Raw genomic sequence first — 24845 nt, 5'->3', positions numbered from 1 at the left:
GCCACCAAGCTTAAAGCGGTGGTGTTGATATCAGCCTGCAGGCTGGGCATAGCTGCAACCCAGGTGTTGTAGATAGCGCGGCGGGCTGCCGCGCGGGCTATGGCGTGTGGATTATTCGGATTCGTTGTTGAGAAGAAGAAAAAGGAGGTTGAAGGGTGCGTGGCGGTGGTAGTCATGAATGTCTCCCCCTAGAAACATGAGTTAGAAGAAATGTTCTAACAATGATTCTACCGACCCTCACCGCACATGGCTATAGCCAGTAGGAATTCACGTCAAGTCGTTACTACAAACGGGGGTAGCGGCACCATGTTAGCCAGGAGGTTCGATAGGGTGCAGTAGGGGGAAGGGGAGAAAACAATCAAAACCCCACGCACGTTGTTGGTGGCACGTGGGGCGTGGGGATCTACTGGGCGTCGGAAAGCGCGTAGGCAGCACCAGCGCTTGCGGCGGTGACGGTCAGGACTGCCGGCCAGGAGCCGATCTTCTTAGCCAGCGGGTGAGAGAGGCCAAACGCGCCGGTGTATAGAGCAGCCAGGCCAGCCGTAGTGGCGGGGTTCGTCTTAGCCCACCAGCTGCGTCCGGCCCAGACGCCAGCGGCTGCGAGTACAACGCCGCCTAGCGGGCGGATTCCAGTTTCCCGAGCTGTGAGCCATCCGCCAATCAGGCCGAGAGAGACGGTCGCGGCCGTCGATACGTCTTGTGGTTTCTTGATGTCAATCATTCCCATGCGCTTCAGTTTAGGCCGCCTGCATGGGCGCTGGCTAGACTTCCCTCCATGAATCACGCAGCAACGCCCACGTCAGAAAAGCAAGCTTGGCTCGCCATGGTGGCGCTGTCACTCGGCTTCTTCATGTCGTTGCTCGACCAATCCATGATTGCCGTTGCGCTTCCCGACGTCCATCGTGAGTTCAACGCCGACGTCAATCAGGTGCTGTGGGTCTCCGCCATCTATTTGCTCGCCGTGGTCGTGCCGCTCCTGTTTACTGGAAGGCTAGGGGATATTTACGGGCAGAAGCGAATGTTTCAGCTCGGCAACGGACTCTTTGGCCTTGGTGCACTGCTTTGTGCGCTGGCGCCATCCGTAGAGTTTCTCATCGCCGCACGGTCGCTACAAGGCCTAGGTGCCTCCATTCAGATGCCGCAGACCATGGCGGTGATCAACCGTGTTTTCCCTCGTGAGCGGCGCGGCCGTGCGCTGGGTGCCTGGGGCGTGGTGGGTTCGCTGGCGACTCTTGCTGGACCGCTTGTGGGAGGCTTCGTTGTAGCCGCGTTTGGGTGGCAGGCGGTCTTTTGGATCCACATTCCCATTGTCATTGCAGCGATTGTTCTTTCCGGCCTGTGGGTGCCTGCCTTGCCGACGGCGACCGGAAGGATTGATTTCGTGTCGGTAGGGGCGTCGTTTGTCGCGTTGACCTGCTTCGTCTTTGCGGTGCAACAAGGGCCAGAGACTGGCTGGCCGTGGTGGATTTGGGCCCTCCTCGTCGCCGGAATTGTCGGAATGGCTATCTTCGTGCGCTTGCAATCATCCCGTGGGGCGGCAGCGCTCGTTCCGCTTGGGTTGTTTAAGGACCGTAACTACTCCGTGGGCACGGTGGCCATCGTGTCCATGGGCTTTATGGCTGCGTCGATGATGATTCCCATTATGATGTGGCTGCAGGTCGAGCAAGGAATGTCGGCTCGGGATGCTGGTCTGATTGTTACCCCGATGGCTCTGGTTTCCTTGTGCGTGTCACCGTTAGCGGGCATTTTGGCAGATAAGCTGCATCCACGACTATTAGCGCTCACGGGCTTCGGCATGTTGATTGCCACTTTCGCCGTGCTGTGGTTCCTCATGCACGCGGGTGTTTCGGGGTGGTGGCTGAGCCTGCCATGTGCGGCCTTGGGGGCGGGACAGTCCTTTATTTGGGGATCCAATGCCGCGACGACGATGCGCGATATTGATGCACATCTCATGGGAGCTGCTTCCGGTGTCTATAACACATCGCGACAGGTGGGCTCGGTGATTGGTGTGGCCGGCGTATCAGCAGTCATGCAGGTCGCCGGCGCGGCGGACTCTCTGGTCGCTATCGTTGCGATCCTTTTCGTCGGGTGTATTGCTTCGCTCTTCTTCCGGGATACCCTGCACGCTGGTGTGGAAACTGCGAGCCTATAGGGAAGCGAGTAGATTGGATGTCATGCGTCTTGCTGTACTGACATCCGGTGGTGATTGCCCCGGTCTGAATGCTGTTATCCGCGCGGTCGTTCGCACCGCATCCAACGAGTTCGGCGATACGGTCGTCGGCTACGAGGACGGCTGGGTTGGTCTGATGGAGGACCGACGCCGTGACCTTTATGACGACGCTGAAATTGACCGCATCCTCCTTCGCGGCGGAACCATCCTTGGTACTGGCCGCCTCCACCCAGATAAGTTCAAGGCTGGGCTGGACACCATCAAGGCCAATATGGCCGATGCTGAGGTTGATGCGCTCGTCGCCATTGGCGGCGAGGGAACTCTCAAGGGTGCTAAGTGGCTTTCTGACAACGGTATCCCAGTTGTCGGCGTGCCAAAGACCATCGATAACGACGTCAATGCAACGGACTACACCTTCGGTTTCGACACGGCCGTGTCCGTGGCCACCGATGCGATTGACCGCCTCCACACCACTGCTGAGTCCCACAACCGCATCCTCATCGTGGAGGTCATGGGCCGCCACGTTGGGTGGATTGCGCTGCATGCAGGCATGGCTGGCGGTGCGCACTACACGGTGATCCCCGAGGTCCCATTCGATATCGCAGATATCACCAAGGCGATGGAACGCCGCTTCCAGATGGGTGAGAAGTATGGCATCATCTGCGTCGCCGAAGGCGCACTTCCCAAGGAAGGCACCATGGACTTCGAAGCGGGCGGTGTCGATCAGTTTGGTCACCAGACCTTTAACGGAATTGGCCAGGTCATCGGTGATGAGATCAAGAAGCGCACTGGTTACGACGTGCGCACGACGGTCCTCGGCCACATCCAGCGCGGCGGCACGCCGACGGCGTATGACCGCGTCCTGGCAACCCGTTACGGCACCCACGCCGCCCGTGCTGCGCACAATGGTCAGTCCGGGATGTGCGTCGCCCTCCACGGTGAAAACATCGATCTCGTCCCGCTCGAGGATGCCGTGGGCAAGCTGAAGGTGGTTCCGGCAAAGCGTTATGCCAACGCGCAAGCCCTCTTCGGTTAAACGCCGCGACAAGGTCGCCCATAGTTAATAAAGGTTTCGATGACAAGCGTATTAGCTTTCCTTGCTGAGCAGCCGGTCCTGTTGGTGTTTTTGCTGATTGGCATCGGCATGGCGCTCGGCGGCATCAAAACCCGGGGAATCAGCTTAGGGGCGGCCGCCGTTCTCTTCCTCGGTATTGCTTTTTCGGCCGCCGCCTCCGCCGTTGGTGTGGAGGCCTCCGTACCTCCCATTCTGGGAATGCTCGGATTGGTGCTCTTTGCCTTTGGTATTGGCAATAATTCTGGGGTGTCCTTCTTTAAGTCGCTGAAAACGGCGACGGGCCCAGTGCTGTCGATGATCGGGGTCTTCATCGTCGCGGCGCTGGCCGCGTGGGGGTTGGGCACTTATGTTTTGGGGCTATCGAATGCCACCATCGCGGGTACTTTTGCCGGCGCTGTGACGAATACCCCCGCGTTGGCGGCGGCGTCGGAAGCTACGGGTGATCCCGGCGCAGCAACCGTGGGCTACGCGGTGTCTTACTTATTCGGCGTCATCGGCATGCTCGCGGCCACGGTGCTCGTGCTTCGCGACGCCGGGAATGACGACGACACCCTGTCACCCGTCACACGCCAGCACATGCAGATTTTGAGAGAAATCGCGGTGGCAGAGATTGCAGACATCGGCAACGGGGAAGTGCAAGTGACCCGCCTGCGGCGCGTCGGCAGCAATGATATCGTCCTGCCGAAGTTTTTCGATGTGTTGCACCCCGGTGATGTGGTCACGCTCGTCGGTGCCCCGGAAGATCTGGACAATATCATTGAGCGCGCTGGCCGTGAATCCCCGCAGATCCTCAACGATGACCGCCACGAGCTAGACTTTCGTCGCATTACTATCTCCGAGCACAGCTTGGCTGGCCTGACTATTGCGGAGCTGAACAACCAGCTGTCTGACCGGTGGGGCGCGCGCATTTCACGCGTTCGCCGCGCGGACAACGATCAGGTTGCTATCCCCGAACACATCGTGGAGCTGGGTGATCGCGTGCGTGTCGTGGGCTCAAAGAAGTCACTGCGCGAGATCTCAAACTTTCTTGGGGATTCTTCGCAGGGCCTAACGGATATCAACCCCGTATCCCTCGGCCTCGGCTTGGCCCTTGGCATCTTTGTAGGGCATATCGATATCCCGCTTCCGGGCGGATCTTCCTTCAACCTCGGTGCTGCCGCCGGCGTTCTCATCGTCGCGTTGGTCATGGCGCGGATTGGGCGAATCGGCAATACAGTGACCGCATTGCCGCACTCAGCCAATACGATTCTTTCCGAGCTCGGACTGTTGCTCTTCTTGGCCCAAGCCGGAACGAATGCGGGCGGGGAGATCGCCGGTGCCTTTACAGGCGGCGCGTGGTGGAAGATTCTTCTCCTTGGCATCATCATCACAACGCTGGTTGCATTCGGGTTTGCCTTTGTGATGCGCCGATTCCTGCGCGTCGGCGCTACAAAGACGGCGGGTGCTATGGCCGGAGCTCAGACTCAACCGGCAGTACTCGCTTTTGTGAATAATCGGACGAGCACTGATCAGCGTGTGTCCTTGGGCTATGCCATGGTCTATCCGGCGGCGATGATCGCCAAGATTCTTATTACGCACGGCATCACCTTGTTGGGTTAGGCGGTTGCGCACGGTGTCGCGTTGACATACTAAGATGGCACGCATGACTGCTGCGATGTATGACCTGATGGACTACGACGAGGTCCTGGAAAAGTTCGAACCCGTAATGGGCATGGAAGTTCACGTGGAGCTCAATACGGAAACCAAGATGTTCTCCACCTCGCCCACGAACTTCAACGCAGCCCCCAACTCCAACGTGGACCCGGTTTCGCTGGGTCTGCCCGGAGCATTGCCGGTAGTGAATTCTAAGGGCGTGGAAGGCGCCATCAAGATCGGTCTGGCGCTGAACTGCAAGATTGCGGAATCGTCGCGCTTTGCCCGCAAGAACTACTTCTACCCGGACCAGCCGAAGAACTATCAGATCTCTCAGTATGATGAGCCGATTGCATACGACGGCTACCTTGACGTCGTCCTCGATGACGGCACCGAGTGGCGCGTAGAAATTGAGCGTGCCCACATGGAAGAAGACACCGGAAAGCTCACCCACTTGGGTGGCGCGGACGGCCGCATCCATGGCGCGACCTCCTCGCTGGTGGATTGCAACCGCGCAGGCATCCCGCTCATTGAGATCGTGACCAAGCCGATTATTGGCGCCGGTGAGCGTGCCCCCGAGGTTGCCCGCGCCTATGTGTCCGCACTGCGCGAGCTCGTCGCGGCGCTGGGGGTCTCCGATGCCCGCATGGATCAGGGCTCGATGCGCGTGGATTCCAACGTGTCGCTGCGCCCAGTGGGCCAGGAAGAGTTCGGCACCCGCACCGAAACCAAGAACATCAACTCCCTGCGCTCTGTCGAGCAGGCGGTGCGCTTTGAGATGCAGCGCCAGGCGCAGGTGCTTGTCGACGGTGGCGAGATCGTCCAAGAAACCCGCCACTACCAGGAAACGGATGGCTCGACCTCGAAAGGCCGCCCGAAGGAGACCGCGGAGGATTACCGCTACTTCAACGACCCGGACCTGCCGCCAGTGATTGTCTCCCGCGAGTGGGTTGAGGAAATCCGCCAGACCCTGCCGGAGATGCCGTGGATTCGCCGCGCCCGCATCCAGGAAGAATGGGGCCTCAAGGACGAGGAGATGCGTGACCTGGTCAATGCCGGGGCGCTCGACCTCATCATCGAAACCGTGGAAGCCGGAACCAGCCCGGATGAGGCCCGCTCTTGGTGGGTTTCTTACCTGACCGGTAAGGCTAATGAGGCGGGCGTTGAGCTGAGCGCCCTCGATATCACCCCGGCTCAGGTCGCGCGCGTGGTCGAGCTGGTCAAGGAAGGCAAGCTGACCACGAAGCTTGCTCGCAAGGCGGTTGACGGCGTCCTCGAAGGCGAGGGGGATGTCGACGAGGTCGTCGCCAAGCGCGGTCTCGAGGTCGTGCGCGATGACGGCGCAATCGAGAAGGCCGTTGATGATGCCCTGGCAGCGAACCCGGACATCGTAGAGAAGTACAAGGCTGGCAACAAGAAGGTCACCGGCGCCATCGTTGGCGCGGTCATGAAGGCTACCCAGGGCAAGGCTGACCCGGGACAGGTCAACAAGCTGATTGCGAAGAAGCTCTCTTAATTGGTATAAATTTCCATTAGGCGAGGTCAGGCGGCTGCGGGGTACCGTGGTCGCCATGACTATTTCTACTAAAGCACTCCAAAAGACAGGCCCAAACGAACCTTTTAAGGTTGTGACCATCCAGCGCCGTGACCCGCGCGCCGATGACGTCGTCATTGACATCAAGGCTGCGGGCATCTGCCACTCGGATATCCACACCATTCGCAATGAGTGGGGTGAGGCGCACTTCCCGCTGACCGTGGGCCACGAGATCGCGGGCGTGGTTTCCGCCGTGGGGGAGGACGTCACCAAGTTCCAGGTGGGGGACCGCGTCGGCGTGGGCTGCCTGGTGAATTCTTGCGGCGAGTGCGAGCAGTGCCAAGCTGGAATGGAGCAGAACTGCCTTAATGGTGGTGTGGGCACCTATAATTCCACCGACGTCGACGGCACGATCACCCAAGGTGGTTATGCGGAGAAGGTCGTGGTGAACCAGGATTTCGTCCTGCGTATTCCGGATGCCCTTGACTTCGATGTCGCCGCGCCCTTGCTGTGTGCCGGCATTACCACCTACTCTCCGCTGGCTCGCTGGGACGTCAAGGAAGGGCAGAAGGTGGCCGTCGTGGGCCTCGGCGGTTTGGGGCACATGGGCGTGCAGATTGCCGCTGCCAAGGGCGCGGATGTCACTGTCATCTCGCGCACCTCGCGCAAGGCTGAGGAGGCCGCGAAGCTGGGCGCGAACCGTACGCTCGCCACCACCGAAGAAGAGGACTTTTTCAAAAAACACCGCGGGGAGTTCGACTTCATCCTCTCCACGATTTCCGCCGAGTACAGCCTCGAGGACTACCTGCGGATGCTCAAGCCGCGCGGCATCATGTCTGTCGTGGGGCTGCCGCCGGAGGCCCTTCCATTGCGCCTCAACCGCCTGGTAGGCGGCGGCAAGGTGCTCACCGGCAACAACATCGGCGGCATCGCCGAAACCCAGGAAATGCTGGACTTTTGTGCCGAGCACGGCCTGGGAGCGGTCATTGAGAAGGTCGGCGTCGATGACGTCGATGCCGCCTATGAGCGCGTCGTTGCGGGTGATGTGAAGTTCCGATTCGTCATTGATACCGCTACGTTTGCCGAGCATTAAGAGGTGAGCCGCCTCATGCTTTAGCGGCCATTGGAGCAAGCTCTCCACGGCCGCACACCTGTTTTCCTGTCAGGATGGAGTACCGTGGTAGTAGTGTGCCGCCGTACTCCATCAAAGGTATGGCGCGTTTTTATGCGCTAGCCATTAAGCATAAAGAGAAGAAACTAGAAAACAGATAGGAAAACGTGTCTTATAAAAACGTCGTAGGCATCGCTTTGTCCTTCATTGGCTTGCTCGTGGGTGCGGGCTTTGCCACGGGACAGGAAGTTGTCCAGTACTTTACGTCCTTCGGTATTCCCGGCATGTGGGGAATCCTGGTTGCCGGTTTGGTCATGACCCTTGCCGGTACAGTCTTTCTTCAACTAGGAAGCTACTTCCACGCCAGCGAACACAACCAAGTCTTCCGTAACATTACTCACCCGATCATCTCGCGCATTCTTGATGTTGCGGTGATTCTCACGCTGTTTGCGGTGGGCTTTGTCATGCTGGCAGGTGCTGGCTCCAACATGGAGCAGCAGTTCGGTTGGCCTGCCTGGGTAGGTTCGTTGCTCATGCTCGTGCTTGTCATGGTTACGGGTATGTTCGACGTGGACAAGGTCTCCCAAGTTATCGGCCTTTTGACCCCGACCATCATCATCGCCGTTCTTTTCGTGGGCACCTATACCTTGCTGCACATGCCGGAGAGCGTTGATGCGGCGATTAGCGCCTCTGAAGCGATTGAGTCCCCGATCTCGAATTGGTTGGTCTCCGCGCTGAACTACAACGGCCTCGCCCTCATTCTGGCTGTATCGATGTCCTTGGTGATCGGTGGCGATAACATCAGCCCGCGTGAGGCTGGTGTCGGTGGCATTGTAGGCGGCGCGGTCTACGCGGTGCTCATGGCCATTGCTGGTTTCTCCTTGCTGATGAACGCGGAGAATGTGGGCGATTCAGATATTCCGATGCTGACCCTGGTGGACAACGTTCACCCAGTCCTTGGCGTTATCATGGCAGTCATCATCTACCTGATGATCTTCAACACGGCCATCGGCATGTTCTATGCGCTGGGTAAGCGTTTGTCCTCCGGCAACGAGTCCAAGTACCGCATCATCTTTATCGCCGGCTGCCTTGCAGGTTTCGCGGTTTCCTTCGCCGGCTTCAAGGCGCTCATGCAGTATGTGTACCCGGTTCTGGGCTACATGGGCATCGTCCTCGTCGTCATCCTGGTGGTTGGATGGCTGCGCTCCCTGGGCAAGATCAAGGATGAAGGCTTGCGCCGCGAGCGCATCCGCGCCCTGCTTCACCTGAAGCTGCACCCCGATTCGGAATATGACGCAGCGCGTTACGACGATGAGATTGGTCAGCAGATCGCCGATTCCAACATGGATGATGAAGCCCTCTTTGAGGATCTCGTCTCCGATGTGGTCGATGAGCTGGATTCGGACGAGGAGCTCGACTTCGACAAGGAAGAGTGGGAAGAAAACCGCAACGATCACTCCTATTACACCGAGCGCGACGCCGTGGAGCAGGACCGCAGCGACGAAGAGATCAAGGCCTGGGTGGAAGAAACCGGCGCGGTGGGAGACCCCGCCGAGGATGAGGACCTCCCCGAGGAATCACAGAAGAACTAGTGGAGCAAGAGCTTCGCTGTTAGCGCAAACATGACGCAGCCGATGACGATGTTGACTACGCGCCACGTCGTCGGCTTGGCCAGCACGTGGGAGAGCTTGTAGGCGCCAAAGCCTAGGGAGGGGAACCACACTGCGCTGGCCATGATGGCGCCTGCCGCGAACACCCAGCGCTGGTCGCCATATTGGTTTGCAATGGAGCCCAGCATGACTAGCGCGTCGACGTAGGCCAGGGGGTTAAGCCACGTCAGCGCCAACGCACCGAGGACGGGCTTGACCCAGGATTTTGAGCGCACGCGGGGGCGGATCTTCGTAAGTACTGAGTTCCCCGGTGTCCCAGAGGAACCCGAATTCTCATCAACAACTTGGGCCACCGGTGCAGTTTCCTCAATTACCAGTGCTTCCTGTTCCTTCTTGAAGGCATCGCGGAAACACGTGAAGCCGAAGTAGATGAGGTAGGCCGCGCCGAGGTACTTCACCACGACGAGCGCGGTGGGGAAGCGCTCCACAAGGACGCCGACGCCGGCGGTGCCGCCGGTGATCAGGATGACGTCGGAAAGCAAGCATGCCAACAGGATGGGGCCGACATGGTCGCGTTTAATACCCATCTTGATGATGTAGGCATTCTGCGGTCCGATAGCGATGATGAGGGACAGGCCCAGCGCAAATCCTGCGAGCAATACTGACATGGCTTCTAGTGTGCGTATATCGACATATGAAGTCCAGTTAAATGTTCTACATCTGGTTTAATATTGCTTCATGAACCCGCTGCATACCGAAACACTGCTGGCCATCATCGATGAAGGTTCCTTCGAGGGTGCCGCGGCTGTGTTGGGAATCACTCCCTCGGCCGTGAGCCAGCGCATCAAGGCACTGGAGGTGTCGACGGGCCGCATACTCCTGCGCCGCGGGACCCCTGTCACCGTGACTGAGGCGGGGGAGATCGTCGCCCAAGCCGCACGACGCATGGCGCTGGTCCAGGCGGAAGCGGATGCGCGGCTTACCGAGCGGTTGTCCCGCGTGCCACTGACCGTTGCCATCAACTCGGATTCCCTGGCCACGTGGTTTCGTCCTGTAATCCAGCGTACTGCCGAGCGCGGTGCGGCGGCGCTGCGTATCCGCATCGAGGATGAGGCCCGCACGCTCGCAATGCTGCGCCGCGGCGACGTTCTGGGAGCTGTGACTCGCGAGCAAACGCCAGTCTCTGGCTGCGAATCCACATACCTCGGCACCATGCGCTATTTTGCCGTCGCCGCGCCGGAGCTGGCGGAGACCTTCGAGGACTGGGAGACGCTGCCGATCGTGGGTTTCGGGCCGAACGACGCCACCTTGGATGACGCCATGCGTGAGCGCTTCATCGACTCGCACGTCCTGCGCGCACGGGTATCTCAGATTCCCTCCTCGGAGTCCTATGTGGAGGCCGTGCGCTACGGGCTGGGCTGGGGCTTGGTGCCGCGCCTGCAGGCCCAGCCATTGCTGGAGTCCGGGGAGCTGGTGCTTCTCGACGATTTCCCGCTCGACATCGACCTCTACTGGCAACGCTGGCGGCTGGAGTCGGAATTGCTTGCCGATCTCACCGAAGACGTCTTAAACGCTGGCCATGCGGTTTTAGCTTCGCGCCGCGCCGGTAAAGATGCACCATAAGGGTGCTGCGCTGCCTTAAGTTGGAGGTATGAGCGATAAAACTCCTGATAAAGCCACCAACTTTGATGACGATATCCCGACCTACACGGGCAAAGACTCCGTGAAGGACAGCACCCCCGCGGAAGCTGCGGCCGAAAAGCCGAAGAAGAGCAGCCTCTTCCAGCGCCCGGGGCGCGCCGAGCCGCAGGTGATCAAGCCAAAGAAGGCTGAAGAGTCCGCCGTTGAGGCCGAACCCGAGGCGAAGACCGAAACTTTTGAGAGCGCCTCCAAGGAATCCCTGTCTTTCGACAGCTCTGCCGCTGATACTGAAACTGAAACTACTGCTTTCCCACGCGCGGAGGCGACGGCAGGAACGGATACGGAAACGACTGCAATGCCGGCGGCTGAGGCTGATGAAGAGCCCAGCGCCGTTGCCGTGGCTGACCCTGCGGCTGAGCCAGTCACCGCAACCGAGGCGGAGGCTGTAGAAGAAAAGCACTCGTCGGCTCGCCGAGGCACCATTGACTTTGGTCTGCTTTTCGTGCGCTTGGCGCTCAGCGGTTACCTGCTCGTGGCGGGTGCTTCGACCTTCTTCAAGCTCGGCGGCAACGAGGGGCTGTTAGGCTTGGAGAACGAGTTCAGTGACTACACCATGGCGGCGGCCTTGGCCATCGGCGTGCCCACCGTCCAGCTCATTGCCGGTGCCTTCCTGCTTCTGGGTCTAGTTACACCGCTGGCGGCCATGTTCGGCCTCATCGTCACAGGCTTCTCTGCTATTCACGGCCTCAACGCCTCCGGTGCCGGGTTGGATGTCTTTGCCTGGAATGAGAACGTCTGGCTGGGCCTTGTGCTCTTTGTTATCGCCGTGGCCCTGCAGTTCACCGGTCCGGGATTCATCTCCCTTGACTTCAATCGCTCCTGGACCCGTCGCCCACTGGCAACCTCGTGGGTCTTTGTCGTCATTGGCGTTGCCGCGCTCGTGGCCATCTGGTGGTTTGGAGCTGGCGTCAACCCGTTGAGCTAAGAGTTTTAGCGCCTACTTAAGCTCCCAGCCTGCAGTTATACACCAACTGTTGTTGTTTTCCATTGCGTAAAGTAAGTTGGTTTCCGTAATGGAAAACAATGACTTTGGTGCCGCAGGAGGGGAGCTTTAGTTTTGTCCGATCAGGATGTTCGAGAAGCACTCGCATTTGAGGAGCAACAACAGCTAGCCGCGGTGAAGCGGCCGCCTATCTGGCTGAGCTTGCTCGCATCGGCTGCTTACGGCGCGTGGTTTGCCTACATGTGGATCAAGGATGACGTCCATCCTCTCGTTCTTGTTGGTGGACTGCTTCTTGTACTCGGGCTCTTGGTGAGTCTTGCCTTCTTTTACCGCACGGGGGTGCGGGATTCGATGCGTCAGAAGGTTGATCCGCACGCCTCCAGGAATGTGACCTGGCGCTTCTACGCAGGATTGGGGTTTATGATGCTGCCGGCACTGTTCAATCCCTTTGTTGAAGGGCACGTTATTGCCTCGTGCATCGCAGGTGTGCTGTGCAGTTTGTCGGTCTTTTGGACGTTGCACACCGGTGCGCTGAATAGGATGCCGCGATGAGTGAGCTCGATCCGATAATCCACCCGCTCAACCGCTTTAAAATTTGCGCCACGCTCAATGCCTTCGGGGCCACGCAGGGTGGGGAGGTAAACCGTGAGATGAAATTCGCCATGTTGCGCGACCGCACGGAGCTTTCCGACGCCTCCCTGTCCAAGCAGCTCGGAGCGCTAGAACAAGCCGGCTACGTGACTCGCTTCCGCGAATACGGCACCAGCCGCGCTAAGGACTCGGTGTGGGTCGCCTTGACTGAGCAAGGCAAGATCGCCTTCGACGGTCACTTGGCAGCACTCAAGGATTTAGCTGAGGGCTGAGTTGGGCGCATAGTATGGCGTCGCTGAGGTGCCAATGTTGCCAAAGTTTTCCCGCCCGCCGCAGGCGGTTTCAAGTGGTGGATGCACCACTTGAATAGTTCTTGGATTTTCTCTTCTGGTGTGTACCAGTTGAGGACTTTTCTGGGGCGCCCGTTGAGTGGGTCTTGAATGTGTTGAGCGCCCTTATCGGTCAGGGTACTAAAGTCGCTTCCTTTGGGTAGGAAGTCTCGGACTAGCCCGTTGGTGTTTTCGTTGGTAGGACGCTGCCGGGGTGAGTGTGGATCGCAGAAGTAGACTGCGAGCCCACGTTCGATGCTCGGCCTGTCTACTTGGGCTAGTTCCACACCTTGGTCCCAGGTCAATGTTTTGGTGATGTTGCGTATTTTTCCGGTAAACATCTCGATTAACTTATCGACAGTCGTGGCGGAATCATGCACATCAAGCAGCGAGCCCATATGACTACTTGTTCAAGCCGGTTAGAATCCAAGCACTACCCGGATTATCCAGAGAAAAACTGAGAGCAACTGTCGTTGACTCCATGATTAAAGAAGGCGGACTTGATGGAGAACACAGATCGAGAGCCTTTCGAGAGAACTTCACCCATTGTTCGCTGTCGCCCTTTCCTCTAAGAAAGAGGAAGTTTTCATGATCGGAGAAGCCGTGTTCTGGAACAGGGGGATCATCAGCCATAAGTGTTTCTTTGACTGTTTGATACGGAGTGTATGGGCACACGAGCGAAAACTCAGTCCATTCTGGTCCGTAGAGTTCCTCCAGTGTGATGGACTCAGTAACGGGGGTTGCATGTCCCGATCGTCCTAGGGACGCGAGATGAGAAGCCAATGGGTCATCAAAACTACAAGAGGAGAGTAATAGGGAGACAATACTAGTGAACCCTATCCGTGCCATCATGCGTCTCATTAACATAACCCCATTCTCGTGCATATCCTAGGAAAGTGTAGATAGCAGTCCAATGCTAGCCCAGAGGGCGCACTGGTTCAGAGCAGAAGTGAAGTGCCCCGATTTTTGTTCCTAGGGGCAGGGCTCAGCAGCCAAGGGGAAGGTGACCACTTCGTGTTCAACCCCTCGATGACAAAGGCCCGCAACTGCGGGTTGGTATCGAGTTTACGGGGTTTAGGCCTGGCTAAACGGTCTACAGCACGGTTTTGCGCCACGAGGGCATCGTAGCCATGCTCAGTCATCCCACGGGCGATTTCCCTGCTAATCGTCGACTGATTCCGGCCAAGCTGGGCTGCAATCTCACGATGAGAATGGCCCTACTTCAGCAGATAGGCCATCGCTATTCGGTTATGGCGGATAAGACGTTTTCCGCGTCCTACCTTCGATTCGGATTCGGTGGGATGATCATTGAGCACCAAACGCCCAGACATGCGATTATGGTGCCACGTTTTCACAGTGTCAGCGCAGTGATCAACTACCTGGCCGACTTCCTTATAGCTTTTGCCAGCATTAACAAGTTTCAAAGCTTTAGCAATGCGATCCCGCTCAATTTGTATGGCTCCACCGCGACTGTTGTTGGCGAGTTCAATACCGTCTCGCGCAAGGTATCGGTAAGCGGTCTGTGGGAAACCTGTCTCTTTCAGTGCGCTATACGCAGACTGGCCGCTTTCTACAAGAGCAATGATCTTTTGGTATTGATCTTTGTACTTATCCTCATTCAGGCTCCGATGGCGCTTGCCGCGGCTAAGGCCCTCAGCCTGGCGCCACACCCTCGCCTGAGCCTTCAAGCCCCCCAACTCCTTGAGGATCACCGACATCGGACGCGCATCATGCAGATACGCCTGCACATACCGCTCACGTAGTTTCTCATCACCTGACATCTACACAACCTCCCAGCTGTATAGATGCATTCACCACCTGAGCCCGCCGCAGGCGCGGCGAATAACTTTGGCAGAACGGGCAGTTTTGCGTTTCGGGGCTTAGTTGGTTTCGGCCGCAGCGAGCTCAGTATGTGGCTTGTCGGATTGAGTGCCTCGAGCCTTGAGGCAGATGGCGTAGAGACTCCAGCTCAGGAGTGCCAGCCACACGAAGTCATCGACCAAGAACTTCTGATACAGCGGCATCGCGTGGACATCGATGCTGTCACCAAACCACCACTTCGGCGGAACGGTCAGCAGCATGCCTGCCCAAGCCGCGAGAACAGCCAGCAAGCTGCCAGCGACCCAGGTGGAATTCCGCCAGGACCATGCGCGGTAGACCAGAACCGGCACGATGAGCGACAGCCACACCCAGTGGTGGGACCACGAAACGGGGGAGATGAGCAACATGATGGTGGCGGTGGTGAGGTGGGCGTCGACAAGCAAGCCGCGCCGCATCTGAGCCAGGATGAGTGCGGAGCCGAGGCCGATGACCGTGAGCGCAGCCACGAGCCACAGCACGTTGATGAGCATACCGTTGTTATCCATGGCCTCTTGGGAGGTGAAGAGTCGCTGGATGACACCCTTGAGCGAGGAATTGGACTGATAGTCCGTAGCCACGCCGAAGTCTGCGCCCTTGCCCATATCGAGAAGCTTCGAGCTGAAGAATTCGACAAAGGCCTCCCAGCGGTAGGCCGCGGCCAACAGCGTAGCCACGACAGTGGAGGCGAAGGCCGTGAGGATTGGCTTCCACTCGCGGCGCAGCAGGAAGTAGAGCAGCATGGCCAAGGGAGTGATCTTGATGGCTGCCGCGAGGCCTATCAGCCAGCCTTGCGGGAGCTTGCGCTTGCGGGGGACGAGATCGAAGATGACCAGCGCCATGATGACGATGTTGATTTGCGCAAAACCGTTGTTGAGGCGGATGGGTTCAAAGAACATGGCCGCGGCCCACGCGAACGCCACGGTGGGCCACAGGTGAGGCACCTTGAGTGCACGGAAGATCGCGTAGAGGCAGGCGAAGATCAGCGCATCCGAGAGGACGATCATGATATCGCCCGCAAGGGCGTCGCTCATCCAGTCAAAGGCTGTCAGCGGCACCATGACCAGTGCCCCGAAGGGCGGGTAGATAAAGGGGAGTGCCAAATCCCCAGCGTACATGGGCTCCGAGTAGACCGAGCGGCCCTCCATGAAGGCGCGGACGCCCTCACGGTAAATGATCATGTCCACAGGGTAGTCCGTGTGGAGAACATGGCGTATGACGCCCACCAGGCCAATGATGAGCCCGGCGGCGGTCAGGAGTGTGCGCCTTGCGGCGTTAGTGGCGAAATTCATCGCCCCATACTCTAATTGACGTAACCATCCACCACGCGCACCGCACCACGGTCAGCGGACGTGGCCATGTTGGCATAGGCACGCAGGGCCTTGGTGACCGGGCGGTTGCGGTCCTTCGGCGTCCAGGGCTTCTCGCGTTGCTCCTCGGTGGCGCGGCGGCGTTCCAAGACTTCTTCGTCTACATCGAGAGTGAGCTGGCGCTCGCGGATGTTGATGGTGATGGGGTCACCGTTTTCCACTAGGCCGATGAGGCCGCCGTGGGCAGCCTCGGGGGAGATGTGTCCGATGGACAGGCCGGAGGTGCCGCCGGAGAAGCGGCCATCGGTAATCAAGGCGCAGGCCTTGCCCAAACCGGAACCCTTGAGGAAGGAGGTCGGGTGCAGCATCTCCTGCATGCCGGGACCGCCCGCGGGGCCCTCGTAGCGGATGACGATGACATCGCCAGGCTGGACCTCCTTTTTCAGGATGATGGACACGGCCTCTTCCTGGGATTCCACCACGCGGGCTGGGCCGGTAAAGGTCCACAGTTCCTCTTCAACGCCGGCGGCCTTGACGATGGCTCCGTTGGGGGCGAGGTTGCCGCGCAGGACAACGAGGCCGCCGTCGGAGGAGAAGGCATGCTCGGCGTCGTGGATGCAGCCATTGGAAGCGTCAGTATCCAGCTCATCCCAGCGGTTGGACTGGCTGAAAGGCTCGGTAGTGCGCACGCCGCCGGGGGCGGCGAAGAAGAGCTCGCGGGCAGCGTCGGTAGCCTTGCCGCCGCGGATATCCCACTCGTCGAGCCACTCCTCGGCGTTGTCGTAGAGGGCGGTATGGACCTTGAGGTTCAAGTGGCCGGCGCGGCGCAGCTCGCCCAGAATGGCGGGGATGCCGCCGGCGCGGTGCACGTCCTCGATGTGGTAGGTGCCGTTGGGCGCCACCTTGGACAGGCAAGGCACGCGGTAGGAAATCTCGTTGATATCCTCCAGCGTGAAGTCCACCTCGCCCTCCTGCGCGGCGGCCAGCGTGTGGAGGATGGTGTTGGTGGAACCGCCCATGGCCATATCCAGCGCCATGGCGTTGGTGAAAGCTTCCTTGGTGGCAATCGAGCGCGGGAGGACAGCGTCATCCTCTTCGCCGTAGTAGCGCTGGCACATCTCGACGATGGTGTGGCCTGCTTGTTCGAAGAGATCGCGGCGTGCGCTGTGGGTGGCCAGCGTGGTGCCGTTGCCTGGCAGTGCGAGTCCGAGCGCTTCGGTGAGGCAGTTCATGGAGTTGGCGGTGAACATGCCGGAGCAGGAACCACAGGTGGGGCAGGCGGATTCCTCCACGCGGGTTAGGCCCTCGTCGGAGACGGCGTCGCTTGCCGACGCCGTGATTGCCGTAATCAGATCCGTCGGCGCGTGCGCCACGCCATCGACAACAACGGCCTTGCCGGCTTCCATCGGGCCGCCGGAGACGAAGATGGTGGGGATGTTGAGGCGCAGCGCGGCGTTCAACATACCCGGGGTGATCTTGTCGCAGTTGGAGATGCACACTAGGGCGTCGGCAGTGTGGGCGTTGACCATGTACTCGATGGAATCGGAGATGATTTCGCGTGAAGGCAGGGAGTACAGCATGCCGCCGTGGCCCATGGCGATGCCATCGTCGACGGCAATGGTGTTGAATTCCTTGGGCACACCGCCGGCTTCGCGCACGGCATCGGCCACGATGTCACCGACGTTCTTGAGGTGGACGTGGCCGGGGACGAACTGGGTAAAGGAGTTGGCAATAGCGACGATTGGCTTGCCAAAGTCACTCTCCTTGGAGCCGGTAGCGCGCCATAGTGCGCGCGCACCGGATGCCTGGCGGCCAACAGTCGTGACTTTGGAGCGGAGCGGGTACATGGTTAATCCTTTAATTCGGGGTGTTTCTTGAGGTACTCGGCGTATTCCTCCTTGGTGAGGAGGACTTGCTGGCCATCGCGGTGGACGATGATGACCTTGTCGTCGGCGGCGTTGCGGCCTGCAGTCAATGCGTCGGGGATGCGCCCATTGGAAGCGGCGGCAAGGCGGGGGAGGGAGTTGAAGGTCACTCCCGGCAGGTTGAAGTTGTTGCCGCTTGTGGTGCGGGCGTAGGCCCGCGAGCGCTGGAAGCCGATTCCCTTGAAGTTGCCCCACTCGATGTTCTTGGGGCCGCGGAAGCCATAGGTGATGTGGATGCCCTTGCCGTCGACGGTGGTGCGTGCGCGTAGAACCCACCAGATGGCCAGCACTGGGAAGATGAGTACCCAGAAGAGGTACTTCGGGGCCCAGCCAATGCTGAGAAATGCAATGGCGGCGAGGATGCCAATGCCGAGGAGGTGTTCGCGGGTGGGCTTGAACGTTTCGGCCGTGGGGTGTTCGGCACGAGTTGATGCGTTCTGCGGATGTGAGGACGTCATAGTGGGCCATCGTAATTGACTGTGCGGCGCGGTGGCGAACCGCCCCACCTGTGCAATCTCGCAAAATGAGAAAAAGATCCCAAAAATGGGGGTAAATGCCAGCGGTGGTGTTTCTATCAGTGTACAGTTTGTCCCATGATCATTATTCGACTTCACCTCGTAGTAGTACCCGGGCGGCGCGAGCCGTAGCGAGTCCACAAGTGACGTCGACCAGCAAGCGCCCCCGTTACCTTCACACCCAGGAAGGAAAGACGGGGGCGTTACTCGTTGGATGATCTCTTCACCACCCACCCCACTGAAGGAGCACATCAACCGTGACAGCTTCCACACCGCCACAGCGGGCGCCCGAGCGCATCACGGGCGCACACGCCATTGTCCGCACCCTCGAAGATCTCGGCACCGAGCTTGTCTTCGGCATTCCGGGTGGCGCCGTGCTTCCGCTGTACGACGCCCTCTTTGAATCCACGAAGCTGCGCCACGTGCTCACCCGCCACGAGCAGGGGGCCGGCCATGCAGCCGAAGGCTACGCCCAAGCATCCGGAAAGGTCGGCGTCATGATTGCTACCTCCGGCCCGGGTGCGACCAACCTGGTGACCCCGCTGGCTGACGCCAACCTGGACTCGATTCCCGTCGTGGCAATCACGGGCCAGGTGGGCAGCTCCCTGCTGGGCACCGATGCCTTCCAAGAGGCTGATATCCGTGGCGTGACGATGCCGATTACGAAGCACAACTTCATCGTCACCAAGGCAGAAGATATCCCCGGGGCGATCGCGGCCGCCTTCCATTTGGCCGCCACTGGGCGCCCTGGGCCTGTGCTCGTGGATATTCCGAAGGACGTGCAGAACGCTTATATGGAATATTCGGGCCCAAAGATGCCGGAGCTACCGGGGTACAAGCCCACGACTACTCCGCATCCGCGCCAGATTACCCAGGCCGTTCAGCGCATTGCGCGCGCCGAGCGTCCGGTGCTCTACGTTGGCGGCGGCGTCATCAAGGCCGAGGCCTCCCGCGAGCTGCGCGAGTTCGCGGAGCTGACCGGAATCCCTGTGGTGACCACGCTCATGGCTCTCGGTGCCTTCCCGGATAATCACCCGCAGCACATGGGTATGCCCGGCATGCACGGTACCGTTCCCGCGGTGGCGGCCCTGCAGCGCGCGGACCTTATCATCGCCGTGGGCGCACGCTTCGACGACCGCGTGACCGGTGATACGGACACCTTTGCTCCCCACGCCGAGGTGATCCATGCCGACATTGACCCGGCGGAAATCGGCAAAATCCGCGAGGTGGCTGTTCCCATCGTGGGCGATGCCCGCGAGGTGCTTTTGCGACTGACCAAGGCTTATGCCAATGATGCGGAGCTGGATGCCCCGCGAATTGGTCCGTGGATGGAGTATTTGGGGAACATGCAGCGCCGCTTCCCGCGCGGCTTTGAGCCGACGTCAGATGGCCTGCTCAACCCGCAAGAGGTGATCCAAAAACTCAGCTCCATCGTTGGCCCGGAGGCTATCTACTGTGCGGGCGTGGGCCAGCACCAGATGTGGTCGGCGCAGTTCCTCGACTTTGAGCACCCCCGCAGCTGGATCAACTCCGGTGGCGCCGGCACGATGGGCTACGCCGTGCCCGCGGCGCTGGGGGCTAAGGCTGCCTGCCCGGAGCGAGAGGTCTGGGCTATCGATGGCGATGGCTGCTTCCAGATGACGAACCAGGAGCTGACCACCGCGGCCGTGGAAGGCTTTCCCATCAAGGTTGCCGTGATTAATAACGGCAACCTGGGCATGGTGCGCCAGTGGCAGACGCTCTTCTATGACAACAAGTACTCCCACACCAAGCTGCGCGAGCACGACGAGTATGTACCGGACTTCGTCAAGCTCAGCGAAGCCTTGGGCTGCGAGTCCATTCGCGTCACCACAGCAGAAGAGATCGGCCCCGCGATTGAGCGTGCGCGCTCAATTAATGACCGCCCAGTGGTTATTGACTTCATCGTGGGCCAGGATGCCCAGGTGTGGCCAATGATTGGTGGCGGTGCCTCCAATGAGGAGATCCAGTACGCCCTGGGCCTGCGCCCGCTGTTTGATGACAATGAGTCCGCGGCCGAGGAACCGGCCGACATCCACGAATCTCTCGAGGAGGCCGAAAACAATGGCTAAAGACGACATCACCCGACACATCCTCTCCGTGCGGGTTCAGGATATTGAGGGCATCATCTCCCGTGTGACCGGCATGTTCACCCGCCGTGGCTACAACCTCATCTCGCTGGTGTCCGCTCGGACCGAGACGGAAGGTATTAACCGCCTGACCATCGTCGTGGATGCCTCCGAGGTCATCATCGAGCAGGTGACGAAGCAGCTCAACAAAATCGTCCCGGTGCTCAAGGTAGTTGAGCTCGAGGAAGAGAACACGATTGCGCGCTCCATCATGTTGGTGAAGGTAGCCGCGGATAACTCTAACCGCCCTCAGGTGGTCGATGCAGTGAACATCTTCCGCGCACGCATCGTGGATGTGTCGCCGGAGTCCGTGGTCGTGGAGGCCACCGGTACCCCGGGCAAGCTGCAGGCGCTTCTCGACGTCCTCGAGCCCTTCGGTATCCGCGAGCTGGTGCAATCTGGCAACGTCGCACTGGGGCGCGGCCCGAAAGCAATGGCACCGACGAAATAAAATCCCACAAGGTGGGCAAACTGTCCCAAGGTGTGATACAAATTCAATAGGCCGAGTCACTACTGGATGCGTAGTGCGAACTAACCCAAAAGAAAAGGAACATCAAACATGGCTATTGAGACACTGTACGAATCTGATGCAGACCTGACCATCATCCAGGGCCGCAAGGTCGCCATCATCGGCTACGGCTCCCAGGGCCACGCCCACGCTATGAACCTGCGTGATTCCGGCGTTGAGGTCGCCATCGGCCTGCGCGAGGGCTCGAAGTCCCGCGAGAAGGCAGAGGAGGCTGGCTTCAAGGTTTTCAGCAACGCTGAGGCCGCCAAGTGGGCTGATGTCATCATGCTGCTGGCGCCGGATACCTCCCAGGCGACGATCTTTACAGATGATATCGAGCCGAACCTGGAGGACGGCAACGCGCTGTTCTTCGGCCACGGCCTCAACATCCACTTTGGCCTGATCAAGCCGGCGGAGAACATCACCATCGGCATGGTTGCTCCGAAGGGCCCGGGCCACCTGGTTCGCCGCCAGTTCGTCGACGGCAAGGGCGTTCCCTGCCTGATCGCCACCGAGCAGGATCCGAAGGGCGAGGGGCGCGAGCTGACCCTGTCCTATGCTGCGGCCATCGGCGGTGCCCGCGCCGGCGTTATCCCAACCACCTTCAAGGATGAGACTGAGACCGATCTCTTCGGTGAGCAGGCGGTCCTGTGCGGTGGCGTGGAGTACCTGATCATGAACGGCTTCGAGGTCCTGACTGAAGCTGGCTATGAGCCTGAGATGGCTTATTTCGAGGTCTGCCACGAGCTGAAGCTCATCGTTGACCTCATCGTTGAGGGCGGCATCAAGAACATGAACTACTCCTGTTCCGACACCGCTGAGTTCGGTGGCTACCTCTCCGGCCCGCGCGTCATCGACGCTTCCGTGAAGGAACGCATGGAGGATGTCCTCACTGATATTCAGGACGGCACCTTCGTCAAGCGCCTCGTCGCCAACGTTGAAGGCGGCAATAAGGAGCTGGAGGAGCTGCGCGCCAAGGTGAACTCCCACCCGATTGAGCAGACCGGCTCCCAGCTGCGTGATCTCATGAGCTGGGTCAAGAATCCGTTGGATGCAACTGCCTAAACTGCGCTTCGACTAAAGAATCCCGTTGGCCATTGGTCAGCGGGATTTCCTTTTGATGTGATGTTCGCACATAAACGGGCATATTCCCACATTTAGTTGTAGGCTCGGGGCCATGGGTTTCTCTACGCCAAGCTATGACCTTAATGACCTTTTCGCTCGCATCGATCGCGGTGATATTCAGCTGCCCGATTTCCAGCGCTCCTATGCCTGGGATGAAGACCGAATTCGATCGCTGATCGTCACCGTCCTGCGCGGCTACCCGCTCGGTGCATTCATGGCCTTGGATACCCGCAATGAAGCCATGCGCTTTCGGCCACGGCCTCTCGCGGGCGCGCCTAACACTGGGGTGAACCCCGGCCTGCTCCTGCTCGATGGGCAACAGAGGCTCACCACCCTGTATCACTGCTTCCGCGGTGAGGGCTTTGTGGATACCACCGATTTCCGCTCCAAGAAAGTCTCCCGCAAGTACTTCGTGGACCTGCGCAAAGCTACCTCCGAGGACATCATGCCGGATGAAGCTGTCTTCGCCATCAACCAGCACGGCGAACTGCGCTCCCACTTCGCGCCGGACATCGAGGGCACCTTGGATAGTCGCGAGGCCGCAGTGCAGGCGTGCTGCATCCCGGTTTCGGCGTTGCTGAGTGAGGAAGGCACCAGCATGCTCTTCGAGCTCGCCGCTGCCAACGATGGCGCCACCCGTGACGTCGTCGCTGCCTTCAATAACCGGATTCTACGGCCCCTGTCCGGCTACACGGTGCCGATGATTCGCCTCTCCCGCGAGACGGCGAGCTCGGGAATTGGCTCCATTTTCGCTCAGGCCAACTCGGCCGGTTTGCAGATGGACGTCTTCGATCTCCTGACGGCTGTCTTTGCCTCTGAAGATCCGGACTTTCACCTGGCGGAGGATTGGGCAGGCGTCGAGAAGCAGCTGCGTGCCTTCCCTGCGCTCGACGGCATCGGCCGCAACGAGTTCCTTTCGGCAGTATCGCTGCTGGTGTCCGGGGAGAAGGGGAACGCTGGCGGCCAGCGCGAAGATATCTTGCAGCTGTCACTGAATGAGTACCGCAAGGCCTCGCAAACCCTGGTGATTACTTTCCGTGAGGTCGCTGAGTTCTTGGCCGAGCGCTGCATTCTCTCCCTTGAGCAGGTGCCTTATTCCGAGCAGATCATTCCGCTGGCTGTCATCCTTGCGCGCCTGGCAGATAAGAAGGGCGTGCTGTCCAGCCAGGACGCATGGGACCGCCTCAACCAGTGGTTCTGGAGCGGCGTCTTTGGTGAGCTTTATGGCTCTTCTGCAGTGAGGCTGCGCGCTGCGCGTGATGTCGATGAGGTCACCGCTTGGGTCGCGGGTGAGACCGAGGATGTCCCGAAGACTGTGCGCGATGCCTCCTTCCGCGAGTCCCGCTTGTTGTCTGTGGGGGAGCACGACGGGGTGTGGCACGGCCTCTATGCTCTGCTCATGGCACGCGGCGCGAAGGACTGGCGTACCGGCCGCCCGTTCAACCGCCACAGCTTCGAGGAGCTGCAACCAGGCTTCTTCCCGGTCTTCCCGCTTCGTTGGTGTGAGCGCCACGGCGTCAGCGGTGTACTGGCTAATTCCGTGCTCAACCGCACGCCGATGGGCAAGCGCACCGAGGTTGTCCTCGACGGGCACTCGCCGGAGCGCTACCTGCCGCGCGTGCAGTCGAAGTCGATTATGGAAGACGCCGAGTTCGACAGCGTGCTGGCCTCCCATGACTTAGAGCCGGAGCTGCTGACCGCGAAGACTGCGCATCAGTTCTTCGCCGATCGCCGCGAGCGCTTCGTGGGCATCGTTGAGTACGCGCTCAACAAGAAGGTTGTGCGCGACGTGGATGAGGCGAACCTTTCCGGCGGCGAAGAGGGCCCGCAGGCCTTTGCACGTTAAGGTGTCGTCGCCGGGCGCGCTGCGGGCCGTGCCTGTAGCGCTGCTGCTGGGCATGAGCGCGCTTGCGGCCGTGGGCTGCTCCTCGCTTGGGCGCGGTGAGCCAATCCTGACGCAGGACATCACCGCCCGCCCTGAGGTGGAGATTGACCTAGCCCGCGCGAGCGAAGAAAACCGTCTGCGGCTCATCGACCCGCAATTCGCCAACGAGGTTACGGTGGTTGAGGACCGCTGGGGAATTGACTCCGCGCGCTTGTTCTTCAAGGAAAGCAATACGCTGATCTTGGCCGAAGACTCAGATGCCGCTGCCCTGCGGGCCGCGACGCTGAGCGTATCGCAGCGCGTGCCAATGGTGACCTACGATTCATCGATTCGCCCGCAGATCTCGCAGCTGCTTACCGACCTTGACGTTGACCAGATCCTCGTCATCGGGGATGTCCCATGGGCTAGCCACAATGGCGAACGCGAAGTGGTGCACGATCCGGGAAACACCAAGGCGCTGGGGGAGTACACCGCATTCCGCTTTGAATCCAAGGTGGTGGTGAATCGCGAACGCATGGTGGACAGCATCACGCGCCTAGATTCTTCGACCAAGACGGAGTTGAAGGCCGCGTGGGAACCCCTGCCGCAGCACCTTACGAAGGAAAAGATGCCAGCGATTCCTGCCCAGGCGCGCCGTGATGCGCAGATGGCACCGGTGATCGTGGCGACGAAGGACAGCCCTTTAGCAAACGTGGTGAACGCCACCGCGTATGGCGGTACGGTGTTCGTGATGGCGCAACCGGATCCGACGGCAACGAAAGCCGGCGCGGCGATTACTGCGGGGTTGGCGGATGGCCCGATCGTGGCCCTCGGGCCGGAATTCGGTTCAGTGACAGAATTCACGCATAAAATCGCTCAGGGCTGGAAAGAATAAACT

23 protein-coding genes and 1 pseudogene are annotated in these 24845 nt (G+C 59.8%); 15 read left to right on the top strand and 9 right to left on the bottom strand.

What is annotated here, in order from left to right; genetic code table 11:
• Window positions 1–403 precede the first annotated feature (403 nt).
• Window positions 404–727, bottom strand: a complete 324-nt coding sequence (locus HMPREF2792_RS09205) for a hypothetical protein (protein WP_070533064.1) — start codon at window positions 725–727, stop codon at window positions 404–406.
• Window positions 728–775: 48 nt separating this feature from the next.
• Here HMPREF2792_RS09205 and HMPREF2792_RS09200 point away from each other — a divergent pair, with 48 nt between their 5' ends.
• The 6 genes from HMPREF2792_RS09200 to HMPREF2792_RS09175 all read left to right on the top strand — a co-directional run bounded on the left by HMPREF2792_RS09200 (window position 776) and on the right by HMPREF2792_RS09175 (window position 9114).
• On the top strand, window positions 776–2152 hold the full coding sequence (locus HMPREF2792_RS09200) for an MFS transporter (protein ID WP_070533062.1): 1377 nt from the start codon (window positions 776–778) through the stop codon (window positions 2150–2152).
• A gap of 22 nt (window positions 2153–2174) precedes the next feature.
• Window positions 2175–3206, top strand: a complete 1032-nt coding sequence (locus tag HMPREF2792_RS09195) for an ATP-dependent 6-phosphofructokinase (protein ID WP_070524457.1) — start codon at window positions 2175–2177, stop codon at window positions 3204–3206.
• A gap of 39 nt (window positions 3207–3245) precedes the next feature.
• Window positions 3246–4844, top strand: a complete 1599-nt coding sequence (locus HMPREF2792_RS09190) for an aspartate:alanine exchanger family transporter (protein WP_070533059.1) — start codon at window positions 3246–3248, stop codon at window positions 4842–4844.
• A gap of 34 nt (window positions 4845–4878) precedes the next feature.
• Window positions 4879–6393, top strand: a complete 1515-nt coding sequence (gene gatB / locus HMPREF2792_RS09185) for an Asp-tRNA(Asn)/Glu-tRNA(Gln) amidotransferase subunit GatB (RefSeq protein WP_185964741.1) — start codon at window positions 4879–4881, stop codon at window positions 6391–6393.
• Between the two features lie 55 nt (window positions 6394–6448).
• Complete coding sequence (locus HMPREF2792_RS09180) at window positions 6449–7504, top strand: NAD(P)-dependent alcohol dehydrogenase (protein WP_070533057.1); 1056 nt, start codon at window positions 6449–6451, stop codon at window positions 7502–7504.
• 185 nt (window positions 7505–7689) lie between these two features.
• Window positions 7690–9114, top strand: coding sequence for a YkvI family membrane protein (locus HMPREF2792_RS09175; protein WP_070533056.1), 1425 nt, complete (start codon window positions 7690–7692; stop codon window positions 9112–9114).
• Here HMPREF2792_RS09175 and HMPREF2792_RS09170 read toward each other — a convergent pair.
• Window positions 9111–9800: a LysE/ArgO family amino acid transporter gene (locus HMPREF2792_RS09170; protein ID WP_070533055.1), complete on the bottom strand. Its 690-nt coding sequence runs from the start codon at window positions 9798–9800 to the stop codon at window positions 9111–9113. The two genes, HMPREF2792_RS09175 and HMPREF2792_RS09170, sit on opposite strands and share 4 nt — an antisense overlap.
• Before the next feature lie 70 nt (window positions 9801–9870).
• On the opposite strand from HMPREF2792_RS09170, the gene HMPREF2792_RS09165 reads away from it, so the two are divergent.
• From HMPREF2792_RS09165 to HMPREF2792_RS09150, 4 genes are all read left to right on the top strand, one after another.
• Window positions 9871–10755, top strand: coding sequence for a LysR family transcriptional regulator ArgP (locus HMPREF2792_RS09165; RefSeq protein ID WP_070524444.1), 885 nt, complete (start codon window positions 9871–9873; stop codon window positions 10753–10755).
• Window positions 10756–10783: 28 nt separating this feature from the next.
• Window positions 10784–11758, top strand: a complete 975-nt coding sequence (locus HMPREF2792_RS09160) for a DoxX family membrane protein (RefSeq protein WP_070533053.1) — start codon at window positions 10784–10786, stop codon at window positions 11756–11758.
• Window positions 11759–11890: 132 nt separating this feature from the next.
• The gene (locus HMPREF2792_RS09155) at window positions 11891–12328 is read left to right on the top strand and encodes a hypothetical protein (RefSeq protein WP_070533051.1); all 438 of its coding nucleotides are present in this window, start codon (window positions 11891–11893) and stop codon (window positions 12326–12328) included.
• Window positions 12325–12639 carry a transcriptional regulator gene (locus HMPREF2792_RS09150; RefSeq protein WP_070533049.1) on the top strand — a complete coding sequence of 105 codons (315 nt, stop codon included), beginning with the start codon at window positions 12325–12327 and terminating at the stop codon, window positions 12637–12639. Before HMPREF2792_RS09155 ends, HMPREF2792_RS09150 begins: the two co-directional genes overlap by 4 nt.
• On the opposite strand, the gene HMPREF2792_RS13395 is transcribed toward HMPREF2792_RS09150, so the two are convergent.
• From HMPREF2792_RS13395 to HMPREF2792_RS09130, 7 genes and pseudogenes are all read right to left on the bottom strand, one after another.
• Entirely contained in the window at window positions 12603–13094 is a 492-nt protein-coding gene (locus tag HMPREF2792_RS13395; protein ID WP_118781216.1) for an IS30 family transposase, read from the bottom strand. The genes HMPREF2792_RS09150 and HMPREF2792_RS13395 overlap by 37 nt on opposite strands.
• Before the next feature lie 4 nt (window positions 13095–13098).
• Entirely contained in the window at window positions 13099–13329 is a 231-nt protein-coding gene (locus HMPREF2792_RS13055) for a hypothetical protein (protein ID WP_158011594.1), read from the bottom strand.
• A 305-nt stretch (window positions 13330–13634) separates the two neighbouring features.
• Window positions 13635–13904 (bottom strand): annotated as a pseudogene (locus tag HMPREF2792_RS13475) (helix-turn-helix domain-containing protein); the annotation flags it as partial.
• 9 nt (window positions 13905–13913) lie between these two features.
• Window positions 13914–14477: a hypothetical protein gene (locus HMPREF2792_RS13050; RefSeq protein ID WP_158011593.1), complete on the bottom strand. Its 564-nt coding sequence runs from the start codon at window positions 14475–14477 to the stop codon at window positions 13914–13916.
• 99 nt (window positions 14478–14576) lie between these two features.
• Window positions 14577–15845, bottom strand: coding sequence for a glycosyltransferase family 87 protein (locus HMPREF2792_RS09140; RefSeq protein WP_070533044.1), 1269 nt, complete (start codon window positions 15843–15845; stop codon window positions 14577–14579).
• A gap of 11 nt (window positions 15846–15856) precedes the next feature.
• The gene (gene ilvD, locus HMPREF2792_RS09135; protein ID WP_070533042.1) at window positions 15857–17710 is read right to left on the bottom strand and encodes a dihydroxy-acid dehydratase; all 1854 of its coding nucleotides are present in this window, start codon (window positions 17708–17710) and stop codon (window positions 15857–15859) included.
• Window positions 17711–17712: 2 nt separating this feature from the next.
• Window positions 17713–18246, bottom strand: coding sequence for a PH domain-containing protein (locus HMPREF2792_RS09130; RefSeq protein ID WP_070533040.1), 534 nt, complete (start codon window positions 18244–18246; stop codon window positions 17713–17715).
• 314 nt (window positions 18247–18560) lie between these two features.
• Between HMPREF2792_RS09130 and HMPREF2792_RS09125 the strand changes: the two genes are divergently transcribed.
• From HMPREF2792_RS09125 to HMPREF2792_RS09105, 5 genes are all read left to right on the top strand, one after another.
• A complete protein-coding gene (locus HMPREF2792_RS09125) occupies window positions 18561–20393 on the top strand; it encodes an acetolactate synthase large subunit (protein WP_070533038.1) in 1833 nt (610 codons plus the stop codon).
• On the top strand, window positions 20386–20901 hold the full coding sequence (gene ilvN, locus HMPREF2792_RS09120; protein ID WP_070528612.1) for an acetolactate synthase small subunit: 516 nt from the start codon (window positions 20386–20388) through the stop codon (window positions 20899–20901). Before HMPREF2792_RS09125 ends, ilvN begins: the two co-directional genes overlap by 8 nt.
• Before the next feature lie 108 nt (window positions 20902–21009).
• The gene (ilvC, locus tag HMPREF2792_RS09115) at window positions 21010–22023 is read left to right on the top strand and encodes a ketol-acid reductoisomerase (protein ID WP_070533036.1); all 1014 of its coding nucleotides are present in this window, start codon (window positions 21010–21012) and stop codon (window positions 22021–22023) included.
• 112 nt (window positions 22024–22135) lie between these two features.
• Window positions 22136–23929 (top strand): GmrSD restriction endonuclease domain-containing protein, encoded by a 1794-nt coding sequence (locus tag HMPREF2792_RS09110; RefSeq protein WP_070533034.1) that lies wholly within the window; start codon window positions 22136–22138, stop codon window positions 23927–23929.
• Window positions 23930–23957: 28 nt separating this feature from the next.
• Window positions 23958–24842 carry a hypothetical protein gene (locus HMPREF2792_RS09105; protein WP_118781218.1) on the top strand — a complete coding sequence of 295 codons (885 nt, stop codon included), beginning with the start codon at window positions 23958–23960 and terminating at the stop codon, window positions 24840–24842.
• Window positions 24843–24845: the final 3 nt, after the last annotated feature.

Source organism: Corynebacterium sp. HMSC068H04, from assembly GCF_001811255.1.
Lineage (GTDB): Bacteria > Actinomycetota > Actinomycetes > Mycobacteriales > Mycobacteriaceae > Corynebacterium > Corynebacterium hesseae.
This window is presented reverse-complemented; position numbering and strand designations above follow the sequence as displayed.

Excerpts from the sequence above, each read along its gene's own strand:
- HMPREF2792_RS09205 (WP_070533064.1), bottom strand. The coding sequence starts at position 727 with ATGGGAATGATTGACATCAAGAAACCACAAGACGTATCGACGGCCGCG.
- HMPREF2792_RS09200 (WP_070533062.1), top strand. The coding sequence starts at position 776 with ATGAATCACGCAGCAACGCCCACGTCAGAAAAGCAAGCTTGGCTCGCC.
- HMPREF2792_RS09195 (WP_070524457.1), top strand. The coding sequence starts at position 2,175 with ATGCGTCTTGCTGTACTGACATCCGGTGGTGATTGCCCCGGTCTGAAT.
- HMPREF2792_RS09190 (WP_070533059.1), top strand. The coding sequence starts at position 3,246 with ATGACAAGCGTATTAGCTTTCCTTGCTGAGCAGCCGGTCCTGTTGGTG.
- gatB (WP_185964741.1), top strand. The coding sequence starts at position 4,879 with ATGGCACGCATGACTGCTGCGATGTATGACCTGATGGACTACGACGAG.
- HMPREF2792_RS09180 (WP_070533057.1), top strand. The coding sequence starts at position 6,449 with ATGACTATTTCTACTAAAGCACTCCAAAAGACAGGCCCAAACGAACCT.
- HMPREF2792_RS09170 (WP_070533055.1), bottom strand. The coding sequence starts at position 9,800 with ATGTCAGTATTGCTCGCAGGATTTGCGCTGGGCCTGTCCCTCATCATC.
- HMPREF2792_RS09165 (WP_070524444.1), top strand. The coding sequence starts at position 9,871 with ATGAACCCGCTGCATACCGAAACACTGCTGGCCATCATCGATGAAGGT.
- HMPREF2792_RS09160 (WP_070533053.1), top strand. The coding sequence starts at position 10,784 with ATGAGCGATAAAACTCCTGATAAAGCCACCAACTTTGATGACGATATC.
- HMPREF2792_RS09150 (WP_070533049.1), top strand. The coding sequence starts at position 12,325 with ATGAGTGAGCTCGATCCGATAATCCACCCGCTCAACCGCTTTAAAATT.
- HMPREF2792_RS13395 (WP_118781216.1), bottom strand. The coding sequence starts at position 13,094 with ATGGGCTCGCTGCTTGATGTGCATGATTCCGCCACGACTGTCGATAAG.
- HMPREF2792_RS13055 (WP_158011594.1), bottom strand. The coding sequence starts at position 13,329 with ATGGCTGATGATCCCCCTGTTCCAGAACACGGCTTCTCCGATCATGAA.
- HMPREF2792_RS13050 (WP_158011593.1), bottom strand. The coding sequence starts at position 14,477 with ATGTCAGGTGATGAGAAACTACGTGAGCGGTATGTGCAGGCGTATCTG.
- HMPREF2792_RS09140 (WP_070533044.1), bottom strand. The coding sequence starts at position 15,845 with ATGAATTTCGCCACTAACGCCGCAAGGCGCACACTCCTGACCGCCGCC.
- ilvD (WP_070533042.1), bottom strand. The coding sequence starts at position 17,710 with ATGTACCCGCTCCGCTCCAAAGTCACGACTGTTGGCCGCCAGGCATCC.
- HMPREF2792_RS09130 (WP_070533040.1), bottom strand. The coding sequence starts at position 18,246 with ATGACGTCCTCACATCCGCAGAACGCATCAACTCGTGCCGAACACCCC.
- ilvN (WP_070528612.1), top strand. The coding sequence starts at position 20,386 with ATGGCTAAAGACGACATCACCCGACACATCCTCTCCGTGCGGGTTCAG.
- ilvC (WP_070533036.1), top strand. The coding sequence starts at position 21,010 with ATGGCTATTGAGACACTGTACGAATCTGATGCAGACCTGACCATCATC.
- HMPREF2792_RS09110 (WP_070533034.1), top strand. The coding sequence starts at position 22,136 with ATGGGTTTCTCTACGCCAAGCTATGACCTTAATGACCTTTTCGCTCGC.